This is a genomic window from Halopiger djelfimassiliensis (assembly GCF_000455365.1).
Taxonomy (GTDB): Archaea; Halobacteriota; Halobacteria; order Halobacteriales; family Natrialbaceae; genus Halopiger_B; species Halopiger_B djelfimassiliensis.
Map to the genome: position 1 here is coordinate 1077839 of NZ_HG315684.1, position 11106 is coordinate 1088944.

The 11106-nt window shown below is 64.7% G+C and carries 14 protein-coding genes and 1 pseudogene; 11 read left to right on the forward strand and 4 right to left on the reverse strand.

From position 1 onward, the window contains the following. Nucleotides 1-271: pseudogene (locus TX80_RS05375) on the forward strand (MBL fold metallo-hydrolase); the annotation flags it as partial. A 98-nt stretch (nucleotides 272-369) separates the two neighbouring features. Next, nucleotides 370-543: a hypothetical protein gene (locus TX80_RS19325; protein WP_195893037.1), complete on the forward strand. Its 174-nt coding sequence runs from the start codon at nucleotides 370-372 to the stop codon at nucleotides 541-543. Between the two features lie 15 nt (nucleotides 544-558). On the opposite strand, the gene TX80_RS05380 is transcribed toward TX80_RS19325, so the two are convergent. Next, on the reverse strand, nucleotides 559-882 hold the full coding sequence (locus tag TX80_RS05380) for a nuclear transport factor 2 family protein (protein ID WP_049921966.1): 324 nt from the start codon (nucleotides 880-882) through the stop codon (nucleotides 559-561). Between the two features lie 150 nt (nucleotides 883-1032). On the opposite strand from TX80_RS05380, the gene TX80_RS05385 reads away from it, so the two are divergent. From TX80_RS05385 to TX80_RS05395, 4 genes are all read left to right on the forward strand, one after another. After that, nucleotides 1033-2814, forward strand: a complete 1782-nt coding sequence (locus tag TX80_RS05385) for a Rieske (2Fe-2S) protein (protein WP_049921968.1) — start codon at nucleotides 1033-1035, stop codon at nucleotides 2812-2814. A 69-nt stretch (nucleotides 2815-2883) separates the two neighbouring features. Then, nucleotides 2884-3387, forward strand: a complete 504-nt coding sequence (locus TX80_RS05390) for a DUF367 family protein (RefSeq protein ID WP_049921969.1) — start codon at nucleotides 2884-2886, stop codon at nucleotides 3385-3387. 78 nt (nucleotides 3388-3465) lie between these two features. Further along, nucleotides 3466-3615, forward strand: coding sequence for a 50S ribosomal protein L40e (locus TX80_RS18515; RefSeq protein WP_081661443.1), 150 nt, complete (start codon nucleotides 3466-3468; stop codon nucleotides 3613-3615). A gap of 276 nt (nucleotides 3616-3891) precedes the next feature. Further along, the gene (locus TX80_RS05395; RefSeq protein WP_049921970.1) at nucleotides 3892-4632 is read left to right on the forward strand and encodes a mechanosensitive ion channel family protein; all 741 of its coding nucleotides are present in this window, start codon (nucleotides 3892-3894) and stop codon (nucleotides 4630-4632) included. A 71-nt stretch (nucleotides 4633-4703) separates the two neighbouring features. On the opposite strand, the gene TX80_RS05400 is transcribed toward TX80_RS05395, so the two are convergent. Next, entirely contained in the window at nucleotides 4704-5321 is a 618-nt protein-coding gene (locus TX80_RS05400) for an MBL fold metallo-hydrolase (protein ID WP_049921972.1), read from the reverse strand. A gap of 142 nt (nucleotides 5322-5463) precedes the next feature. Here TX80_RS05400 and TX80_RS05405 point away from each other — a divergent pair, with 142 nt between their 5' ends. The 3 genes from TX80_RS05405 to TX80_RS05415 all read left to right on the forward strand — a co-directional run bounded on the left by TX80_RS05405 (nucleotide 5464) and on the right by TX80_RS05415 (nucleotide 6892). Next, nucleotides 5464-5640 (forward strand): DUF5786 family protein, encoded by a 177-nt coding sequence (locus TX80_RS05405; protein ID WP_049921973.1) that lies wholly within the window; start codon nucleotides 5464-5466, stop codon nucleotides 5638-5640. After that, nucleotides 5640-6212: an endonuclease dU gene (locus tag TX80_RS05410; protein WP_049921975.1), complete on the forward strand. Its 573-nt coding sequence runs from the start codon at nucleotides 5640-5642 to the stop codon at nucleotides 6210-6212. Before TX80_RS05405 ends, TX80_RS05410 begins: the two co-directional genes overlap by 1 nt. Nucleotides 6213-6295: 83 nt before the next feature. Next, entirely contained in the window at nucleotides 6296-6892 is a 597-nt protein-coding gene (locus TX80_RS05415) for a uracil-DNA glycosylase (protein WP_049921976.1), read from the forward strand. A 12-nt stretch (nucleotides 6893-6904) separates the two neighbouring features. Here the strand turns inward: TX80_RS05415 and TX80_RS05420 are convergent, their stop codons facing one another. Then, on the reverse strand, nucleotides 6905-7261 hold the full coding sequence (locus TX80_RS05420) for a nuclear transport factor 2 family protein (protein WP_049921978.1): 357 nt from the start codon (nucleotides 7259-7261) through the stop codon (nucleotides 6905-6907). A gap of 131 nt (nucleotides 7262-7392) precedes the next feature. On the opposite strand from TX80_RS05420, the gene hisH reads away from it, so the two are divergent. Both hisH and TX80_RS05430 read left to right on the forward strand, forming a co-directional pair. Beyond that, nucleotides 7393-8055, forward strand: coding sequence for an imidazole glycerol phosphate synthase subunit HisH (gene hisH, locus TX80_RS05425; protein ID WP_049921980.1), 663 nt, complete (start codon nucleotides 7393-7395; stop codon nucleotides 8053-8055). A 115-nt stretch (nucleotides 8056-8170) separates the two neighbouring features. Then, nucleotides 8171-8698 (forward strand): PadR family transcriptional regulator, encoded by a 528-nt coding sequence (locus TX80_RS05430; protein WP_049921981.1) that lies wholly within the window; start codon nucleotides 8171-8173, stop codon nucleotides 8696-8698. Between the two features lie 37 nt (nucleotides 8699-8735). On the opposite strand, the gene TX80_RS05435 is transcribed toward TX80_RS05430, so the two are convergent. After that, nucleotides 8736-10571, reverse strand: a complete 1836-nt coding sequence (locus tag TX80_RS05435) for a site-2 protease family protein (RefSeq protein WP_049921982.1) — start codon at nucleotides 10569-10571, stop codon at nucleotides 8736-8738. Between the last annotated feature and the right edge of the window lie 535 nt (nucleotides 10572-11106).

Sequence of the window (11106 nt, forward strand, 5' to 3'; positions counted from 1 at the left end):
CACCGTGTTGCCGGGCCACGTCACCGTCACCGCCGACGGCGAGTTCGAACGCGGCGCGCCCGGCGAGCCGATCGCGACCACCGTCGGCGCGGCCCGAACCGGGATCGATCTGCTCGCGCTCTCGGAAGACGAGTTCGTCGAGCGGATGGCCGACGCCGGCGAGAAGCCGGCGAACTACGGGGCGATCATCGACCTGAACCGCGGGACCGCGTCGGAACCGCCCGAGGAGCGAACGGAACTGGAACTCGGGCCGAACAGTTGTTCGGCGTGAACGGCGTCGACGGCTCAGACGGACACGCTGCATTCGGGTCGGTTTCCCTGAGAAGCAGTTATCTCCTCCCGTGACATGCTACCACATGGTGATGTCGGATGCAACGACCAGTAACGGAAGAAATCGAGTGTCCCCACTGTAGGGAACGGACGAACGTAGTGGTGCCCCACGACGACGTCGAACTGAAACCGAGCCGCTCCGTCGCAGCGTTCGGTGACTACACGACGGTGACGTGTCCGAACGGACACGAGTACTGGGTGTACTTCTGTTGAGACAGCGTCACGTTCTCACCGCGAGTACGTCTCGAGCCCGGCGATCCGACCGTCTTCGATCGTGAAGAAGTCGGCGAACTCGAACAGTTCGGTTCCCGAATCGAGGACGCGACCGCGAACGGCGACCGCTTCGTCGCCGTCGACGACGGCGGCCAGTTCGTGGGTCGTCTCCGGATTCGGACGCTCGTCGCGCATGAACCGAACGAACGCGTCGCGGCCCTCGAACGTCCGGTCGGGCCGGCGCTGGACGAATCCGGTGGCGAGTATCGACTCGAGCGCGTCGTACTCGTGTTCGTCGAGGGCATCGTAGTACTGTCGGACGAGGGCGGCCGGGTCCATATTCCGACCGTTTCGACGCGACCGGCAAAAACGTGTCATTCCGGGCAGCGTCATCGCCGGTTCGTTCGATAGGAGGGAAACACCAATCAACCACCATACAATAACTGCGTTCAGCGAACGTTTAGGTGTGAGTTCGATGACTGGTAGCCTATGTCGATGGACGAATTCCACGCGGCCGTTTCGCTGGACGAACTCGAGGCGGAAGGCCGAAAGCTGGTGAGCGTTGACGGCACGCCGCTTGCCGTGTTTCACCACGAAGGCGAGGTCCGAGCCGTGAACAACCGCTGTCCGCACATGGGCTTTCCGCTGGTCGAGGGCACCGTCGACGACGGCATCCTGACCTGCCACTGGCACCACGCGCGGTTCGAACTCTCCTGTGGCGATACGTTCGATCCGTGGGCCGACGACGTTCGGACCTATCCCGTCGACGTTCGGGACGACACCGTCTACGTGAACCCGAACCCGCCCCGGGAGTTGCCGCCCGCGGAGCACTGGGCCGAACGCCTCGAGACCGGCCTCGAGGAGAACCTCCGCCTCGTCGTCGCGAAATCGACGATCGGGTTGCTTGATGCCGACGTCGACTACCGGGAGCCGATGGCGACGGCCCTCGAGTTCGGCACGCGGTACCGCGAGTCGGGGTGGGGACCCGGACTCACGATCCTTGGATGTATGGCGAACCTGGTCGACGATCTCGAGCCAGAGGACCGAAAGCGCGCGCTGTACACCGGCGTTCGCCACGTGGCCGACGACTGTGCGGGCGAAGCGCCGAACTTCGATCAGCCCTCCTTTTCGACCCGCGACGTCGCGTTCGATCGGCTGAAATCGTGGTTTCGAGACTGCATCGAGGTTCGCGACGCCGCCGGTGCAAAGCGGTGTCTCCGAACTGCCGTGGCAGCGGGCCGTTCGGAGTCCGAACTCGCGGAACTGGTCGTCGCCGCGGCGACCGACCACCCCTACCTCTCGAGCGGCCACGTGCTCGATTTCGCCAACAAAGCCTTCGAGAGCCTCGAGCACGTGGACCGGAGCCACGCCGACGACACGCTCGCGAGCCTCGTCGATCCGCTGGTAACCGCCACCCGAAGCGACGAGCAGTCGTCGTGGCGACAGCCGATCGACCTCGTCGCCCTGCTCGAGGACGTCTACGGCGGGGGGATTTCGGCGACCGGCGGCCTCGAGTCGCTGGCGGCCGCGGGGGCTGACCGGACGTGGTCGCCGCCGGTCGACGTTCAGGAGACGCTGCTCGGGGACGATCCCGAGGCCATCGTGGATGTACTCGCCGACGCCGTTCGCGGGGGTGCGACGACCGAGACGCTCGCGGCCGAAGTCGCCCACGCCGCGGCCACGCGCGTCGCCCGGTTCGGCACCGCAAACGAGTTCAGCGACTGGAACACCGTCCACCACACGTTCACGTACGCCAACGCTGTCCACGGGTTCGCGCGCCGAACCGACGCCATCGAGTGCTATCGCGGCGTCTTCGAGGCGGCGATGAGCGTCTACCTCGATCGGTTCCTCAACACGCCGCCAGCGCCGATTCCGGAACCCGGCGACAACGACAGCGGTCGGGACCCGGACGCGATCCGTGCGGACCTGCTCGAGACGTTCGACGCCGACGGCCGGGTAGACGAAGCCGGCCGCCTCGTCGCCGAGTTCTTCGACTGCGGCGGCGATCCGGCGGCGCTGAAACGGACGCTCGGACACGGGCTGGTACGCGAGGACGCCGGCTTCCATACGCTTCAGAACCTCGAAGCGGCGCTTCGGCGGTTCGAACGAGAGACGGCGGCTCGACACCCCGATCGAGAGCGGCGACGTCGCGTCCCGCTGATCGCGACTGCCCGCTACATGGCCGCGCACTTCCCGACGCGCCGGGAAGCCGAGCAGACGTTTGCGATCGCAACCCGACTCAACCGCGGCGAAGCGATCCACGAGTCGTAGCCGCCGCACTCACGGCGGGAACAGCCCCGTTCCGCGGCCCTTTTCTTTCCGGTTCGCCTATCCCTATACGTGGAGTGTCACGTCTACTACGAGGGTGACGACGATCCGGACAAGTGCACCGCGCGCCGCCTCGAGCGGTTCGACGAGGCCGTTCTCCACCGGTCGATGGGGCGGGTGCCCTACGGGGTCGTTCTCAACCCTCACGCAGAGCGGGCGCTCTCGCCGGCTGACGCCGAGGAGGGACTGGGGACGCTGGTCGCGCTCGATTGCTCGTGGGAGTCCGCCGAGGCCGCGTCGTTCCGGATGAACGGCGTCCATCGGGCGCTGCCGTTCCTCGTCGCCGCGAACCCGGTCAACTACGGCCGACCGTTCCGGCTGACGACCGTCGAGGCGCTGGCCGCCGCCTGCTGTATCTTCGACGAGCGCGACCGCGCCGAAGCCCTTCTGGAACCGTTCCGCTGGGGCGAGACGTTCCTGACGCTCAACGAGGAACCCCTCCGGCGCTACGGCGAGTGTGCCGACTCGAGCGAGGTCGTCGCGGTTCAGGAGGAGTACCTCGCCGACGAGGAGTGACCCCATCGAACGGTCCGACGGCCGAACCGCCGCGGTCCAACCACAGTCGTTATATGTACCACGGGCCAACGGAGCGACATGCCAAGTTTCGACGCTGCCGAAAAACGGTCGCTCGAGAAGATGATCTGCATGCGCTGTAACGCACGCAACTCCCCGCGGGCCCACTCCTGTCGCAAGTGCGGCTACAAGAACCTTCGCCCCAAGGCCAAGGAGCCGCGCGCGGCATAACCGATCAGCGAACCGTTCTTCCGTACTTCTCCTCGAGACGTCGGTTCCGGAGCCATCCACGGCGGAGTCTTCGACCCGTCGTATTTATTTTACGAACGAGTATTTTTCACTTTTCCAGCCATTATTCAGATATGTAGGAATGTTCAAAGTAGCGTTATAGCGTGGATTAAATCAAAGGTATTAATTGGCCCTGATACAACTCTCGAATATGAACGTATCAAAAACTGGTACTGAACGGACGATTGAAACTGAACGGGCGCTGGGAGGTGACCGCTGATGGAGCCAGTGGTCGCCGCAGCCGTCGGCCGAGCGATGGAACGTAACTTCGTCGAATTCATCGACTTCGTACCGACGCTGATCACCGCGGCGGTGATCGTCTATCTCGGGTTCTTCCTCGGCGGGAAGATTCAGCCGAAGGTTTCACGGGCCGGTCGACGCGTCGAACTCGACGAGAAGGTCCGGAAAACGCCCTTCGAGGCGTTCTTCTCCGATGGCGAGGAGTCCGTCTCGAATACGTTCGCAGTACTTGTCAAGTACTACGTCGGCTTGGTCGGTATCCTCGCGGCGATCGAGTGGATCGTGATTCAGACCGGGAGAACGTCGCCGTGGCTCCTGTCGAGTTGGGCACATGATGTCCTCGGATACGTGCCGCCGATCGCGATGGGACTTGTGGCCCTGTTCGTCGGCTTCTACGTGGCGACCTACGCCGCCGAGCAGGTCCGGGAGTCGCCCGCGGCAAAGCAGACGGGCTTTGCCCCGCTCCTTGCGGGAGCGACGAAGACGCTGCTGTATTTCGTGGTCCTCGTCGTCGGGCTCGATACGATGGGCTTCCAGGTCGGCGTCCTTCACACGTTCGCCGCGGCGTTCGCGTACGGCGTCGGCCTCGCCGCTGCACTGGCGATCGGCATCGCGTTCGGCTGGGGCGGCAAGGAGTACGTCGCCGAGAACATCGATGACTGGGTCGAAAACTCGAAGGAGATCACCGAGGAAGCGAAAGCAGCCCCCAGCGACGACTGACGCCGATCGAACGGATCAGTACCGCGTCCCGATGAACACCTAATTATTCCTCCGCCTTCAGACGGAGGATGTCAATCGGTTTTGTCCGGATACTTCGGTTCCCGTTTTTCCGCCCGCTCGAGCGCCGTCGTGACGACGTCGTCGACGTCGCCGTGGAAGACGCTTCCGTGGCCCGAGTACATGTGTTCGACCCCGTCGGGAAGCCGCTCGAGCAGTGTCTCGATGCTCTCGATGAGGCGCTCCCGGGACTGCCCGGCCATATCAGTGCGGCCGAAGCTCCCGTAGTCGAACGCGCCGTCGTCGTGGACGACGACGTCTCCGGAAAACAGCGTCGTCTCGGAGACGAACGAGACGTGATCGTCGGCGTGGCCCGGCGTGTAGACCACCTCGAACGTCTCGTCACCGATCGGTACCGTCTCGCCGTCCTCGAGCGAGTGGGTCCGAAGGGGATGATCGTCGTAGGCGTACACGTCCGGATCGAAGACGTCCACCACGGCCTCGAGCTGGGAGACGTGATCGCTGTGCTGGTGGGTCACGACGACGGCGTCGATGCCGTTGGTGATCGTACGGATCTCGTCGATGACGCCGCTCCACGCGCCGACATCGACGAGCGTCGTTTCCGCCCCGACAGCCAGGAACGCGTTACAGGTAAACGTCTCTGCGTTTTCGGTGACGTGATGGACCGCCATACGCGGATGCTCGGCGTCCGGCGGCAAAATAGTGCTGTCCTGTGCCGTCGCTCCCGTGGTGCCGTCACGGCCGCGCGCCAATAAACAGTAATAAACCCGCAACCACGGAATTTTTCAATCGCAATCCCAAAGGGGTTACTGTATGGGATTCGGGAGCTACGACGAATCCGAACAACAGGAAGTCGACGCTGATTTTGACGACGACGATGCGGTACAATCCGGGCAGAACAGTCACGACGGAACGATCGAGTTCGAAAACGGCGCCTCGAGCGACGAACTACTCGATCGGCTACAGGAGATCAAAGACGACGACACCTGATGAAGTCCGGGGTGCGGGCACTGGGCATCGCCGAATCGTACCGCGGCGACCGTGACTGCGATCGAAGCACGTTCGCCGGCGCTGTCGTTCGGGCCGACCGCGTGATCGACGGCCTCGCGTACGACTCGTGTCGCATCGGCGGAACGGATGCGACCGACGCCGTCGTTTCGCTCGTCGACGAACTCGGGCGCCCCGACGTTCGGTACGTCCTGCTCGGTGCCGTCGCACCCGCGTGGTACAACCTTCTCGATCTCTCGCGGATTCACGAGGCCGCCGACCGGCCGGTACTCGCCGTGACGTTCGAGGCCAGCCCCGGCCTCGAGTCCGGCCTCCGCGAGGCGTTTTCCGGCGACCAGCTCGCACAGCGACTCGAGACGTATCGACGGCTACCCGAACGACGAGCGCTCTCGGTCAACGACGAGACCGTCCACCTCAGATGCGTCGGTCTCTCGGTCGACGATGCGAGCGCGGTCGTCCGGGCGTTCACGCCGACGGGCGGCCGACCGGAACCGCTCCGAGTCGCGCGCCTTGCGGCGCGGGCAGCCGACTCCTGGCGGCGCGACCGAGACTGATCGGTCCCGCTCGGGCGACGGCCGATTGGATTGGAGTATCGACGACCCGAAAAACGTAGTAGGCGGCCGTTTGTGCCACCACCATGGAAGAGATGGAGGCCCTCCGGGTCACCGCGTGTACCCGGTGTCCGGACCTCGTCGAGTGTCGCAGTCGGATCGTCAACGGGACCGGCCCCGACGACGCCGACGTGGTGTTCGTCGGCGAGGGGCCCGGCGCACAGGAGGACAGCGAGGGCGAACCGTTCGTCGGCCGAAGTGGATCGGTCCTCGACGATGCCCTCCGGACCGTCGGGATCGATCGCGAGGCCGTCCGCATCACGAACTGCGTGCGCTGTCGGCCGCCCGAGAATCGAGACCCGACCGGGATGGAACTCGAGAACTGCCGGGAGTACCTCGAGCGGGAGATCGAACTGCTCGATCCCGAGGTCATCGTGACGCTTGGCAAGGTCCCCAGCGAGCACCTGCTCGATCGGTCGGTCGCGGTAACCAAAGAGGCCGGGTCGGTCGAGGACGTCCGGATCGACGGCACGCTTCGCCGGGTGCTGATCTGTGTCCACCCCGCAGCGACGCTGTACGATCGGAGTCAGGAAACGACGTTCGAGCAGGCACTCGAGCGCGCGGCCGACCTCGCGGATCTCGACGAGACAAGCGGCGGACAGACGCGTCTCGACGGGTTCTGAACGCCGATCCCGTCAAACCTCGTCGCGGTCAGTGAACGTATAGCGGCGCGCGATGTGGCCGTGCTCGAGTTCGTGAAAGTCAGCGAAGTCGAACGCGACGCTGTCGCCGCCCTGTCGGCCCGAGAAATGACCCCGGACCGCAGCGGTCGAACCGTCGACGACGACATCGTGAACCTCGTGGGACCCCTCCTCAAGCGGGCGCTCGTCCGCGTAAAACGTCCGGAGTTCGTCCCGGCCGGTGATGGGTGGTTGGCCGGGGCGCTCGTACCGGACGTCGTCGGCAAACAGCGCGACGAGGTCGTCGTAGCGGTCGGCGTCGACGAGGTCGTAGTACTCCCGCACGATGGCTTCCGGATCGGTATCGCTCATACCCCGTGTATGTTCCCCGGTACCTAATGACTATTCCCCGAGCGAGACGCCGGTTTCGCTCGCCGTCTCGTCGCTCGAGCCCGCGTTGCACGAAAGGCAATGCACTTCAACGCGCCGTTCGGAGTACGGGTATGAGCACCGTTACGTCCGACGTCGAGGAATCCCTCGCCTCCGTCACCGTCGTGGATTACGGGCTGGGGAACCTCCGAAGCGTTACGCGCGGGCTGGAACGTGCGGGTGCCGACGTCGAGATCACGGACGACCCCGACGCCTTCGCCGCCGCCGACGGCGTCGTCCTGCCGGGCGTGGGGGCGTTCCGCGAGGGCGTCGAGAACGCCGACCCGCTCCGGGACGACCTCCTCGCGGTCGCCGACGACGGAACGCCGCTGTTCGGGATCTGTCTCGGCATGCAGATGTTGTTGACGACGAGCGAGGAGGGAGCGAACGAGGGCGAGTCGGCCGTTCAGGGGCTCGATCTGATCCCCGGAACGAACGTCCGGTTCGCGGAGGGTCAGAAGGTCCCACACATGGGCTGGAACGAGCTGACGGTTCGTCGCGATCATCCGCTCGTCGAAGGCGTCGACGGCTCCTACGCCTACTTCGTCCACTCCTACTACGCGGTGCCCGACGACGAGAACGCGGCGGTCGCGACCACCGATTACGAACGCGAGTTTCCGTCGATCGTCGCCAGCGACGACGGAACCGTCTTCGGGACCCAGTTCCACCCCGAAAAGAGCGGCGAGACCGGGCTGCAAATCCTGCGGAACTTCGTCGAAATCTGTGCCGACGACTGACCGATCTCGGCGCGGAGCTCTCCGGTGCGTTCCGTGCGGACTACTGGAACGGCGTCCTCTCCGGTATCGGAGCGACCGAAACCCTTTACGTACGCCCGTTTAAATCACGGTGCACATGCGGAAAAGTGGGCCGCCGAAAGGACTTATCGCGTACCTCGTTCTCGAGCTTCTCGAGGAGAAACCGCGGTACGGGTACGAAATACTGAAGGAAATCCGCGATATCAGCGGCGGTCACTGGGAACCGTCCTACGGGTCGGTGTACCCGATCCTCTACAAGTTCGAGGAGAAAGGGTGGGCCGAACGCATCGAGCGCGAGGACGAACCAGACCGGAAGTACTTCGAGCTCACCGCGGACGGACAGGCGGAACTCGAAGACCGCCGGGAGGAGTGTACCGAAAAGGCACGGGATTTCGCCGACGTCATCCTCGGGTTCTTCCACGTATACGCGGCCTTTTCGACGGACGACCGGTTCGCTATTCCGGAAGCCGACGGCGAGTGGCACTTCGACGAGACGTTCAGCGAGTGGGTCGTCGAACAGGTCGTCCGTCACCACGAACACTACTTCGACACCGAGTTCGAACGGATCGACGCGACGCCCGAGGAGTTCTACGAACGCCACGGGATCGACGACGAAGACGAGTGATTCAATCGAGCACAGCGATGGAGCCGCTCGACCGGAGTTAGCCCGCCAGCAGTCCCGGCGCGAACAGCATCGTCAGGAAGCTGATGAACATCGTCAGTCCGACGGCGGTGGTCACCATGCGAACCATGCCCCGAGTGGCATCGATCGGGAGGCGAGCAACGATCGCTTCCGTGCTCGTCCGCAGGATGTGACCGCCGTCGAGCGGGAACGCCGGAATGCAGTTGAAAAAGCCGAGCTGAACGTTGATCCAGCCGGTCCAGAACAGCAGGTTCGCCAGCAGGAAGACGGTTCCGTCGCCGAGGGCGCCGAGCGAACCCTGCACGTGATAGAAGTTCTGAATGCCGCCGGCGAAGCCAGCGAAATTGAACGGGAGCGCGCCGACGACGCCGAACACCGGCAACATAAGCGCCATTCCGATCTTCCCGAAGAACGTGTCGGTGATCGCGCCGAACCTGCTCTCGCCGTCCCCACCGAGGATCGTCAGGTACTCCTCGGCCGGATAGAACTGCACCCCGATGTCGTTGAGTTCGGCCCCGGAAACCCCCGGGCTGGCACGGATGCCGAGGAAGCCGTCCCCGGACTGGCGTGGGTTCTCGCCCAGCGTCACCTCGTACTCCTGTCGGTCACCGTCGACGTAGCCCGCGAGGGAGACCGCGTCACCCGGCTCGCGGCCGTCGAGCAAGGGATCGAGGTCGCCGTAGGTGTAGATCCGCTCGCCCTCGAAATGGGTGATGACGAACCGCTTGTCCGCGTGACCGCTCTCGCTTGCCAGTGCTTCGTCCGGGATGATTTCGACGGCAGCACCGATCGGAGCGTCGCGCTCGATGCGGTCGCCGTCGGCTTTGTCGACCGTCAACGTGACGACCTCGTCGTCGCCGACGGCTTCGTAGAAGTCGCGCTCGGTCGAGACATCCGTTCCGTCGACGGCGACGATCGTATCGCCGATCTCCAGTCCCGCCGGCCCGTCGGGAATCGCCGCGGTGACGAACAGCGACCGTTCGACCGGTACCGTCCGCTCGCCGTTGAGTTCGACGGTAACGTCGCCGCCGCTGGCCTCGAGCCGATCCGCGAGCGCGGCGTTGTCCGCGATCGGCTCGCCGTCGACGGCCGTGATCCGATCGCCGGGCTCGATGCCGGCCTCGTCCGCCGGGGAACCGGAGGTGACGCCGCCGATTGCGGCCCCGGGAGCGACGGCGATCGAGCCGGCGATCGGCCCGAAAAGCAGGGCGAAGGCGACGAGCGTGATCGCGAAGTTGTTCGTCACGCCGGCGGCGAACATCCGCGTTTGACTGCCGCGTGAGGCGGCGTTGCTGCTCTCCTGATCCGGTTCGACGAACGCTCCGACTGGGATGATCGCGAGCATCGCCACGCCCATCGATTCGATGTCGATGTCCTCGACGCGACAGAGCAGTCCGTGGCCGCCCTCGTGGACGACGAGTCCCACGAGCAGGCCGAAGACGATTCCCGGCGTGGCAGACAGCGGCAGGAAGTCGTTAACCCCGGGGATGACGAGAACGTTCCGGGGCTGCTGGACGGCACTGCTCGGCTGTGGCGACGTAAGCGCGGACAACCCCGCCAGGAGGAGAAAGACGAACATCGTCGCCATCACGACGAGGGCGATGCCGATCCCGAGGTTGGCCCACGCTCGCCAGAACCGTTTCGGACCCGCAAGCCAGTCGAGAAACGCGCGACCGCGTTTGGTATGGAACGTGAGTATCGGACCCTGCGTCCCGACGAAATCGGGCAAGACGTCCGCACTCCGAAGCGCGATGATCCCGAGCCAGTAGGCGAGGACGCCGATGAGGATCCACGTGAGTAGCTCCGAGCCGAAGAGTTCGGGGAGCGAAACGACAGCGGGAGAGCCGTGATCCATCGACAGTATCTCCGCGCGGGTCTCTCAAAGGGCTTTTGTCTATCGACGAAACACCGAGCAGCCTCGTTTGGTCTGTCGCTTCGCCCACGATGTGTCTTTCCGCCCAATCGTCCGTACGACGGCGACTCGAGCCGTCGGTCTCGAGCCAACCCGTCCCGTCGGCCTCGAGGTAAGTGCGGCGCGGGTGGCTCGCGCGGCAGGGATGGTTTTTCCCCGATCGTCAGTAGATATAAGTCACTATACGTGTTAGTTCTCCCCGGAAGCTACCGTCTCCAGAACCGTCGCAGGGGGCATGCGCTGAAATGCCCCGGGTGCCAGAACACCCGAGACGTGGCTTCCAACCCGGTAAGGTCGAAGCCATGATTGCGTACCCGCTCCCGAGACATAAACGTCTCGCACGACATTCCGTTCGCTCGACACGGATAGCGGCGCGTCCGAGGTGCGTGTTTGGGTCGCGTTCGGCGGTCGTGCCGAACCGGCCCGCTCGAGTCCGGCGGTCGGCGGGGACCCTGGGGGATTCCCGCGAGGTCGCATC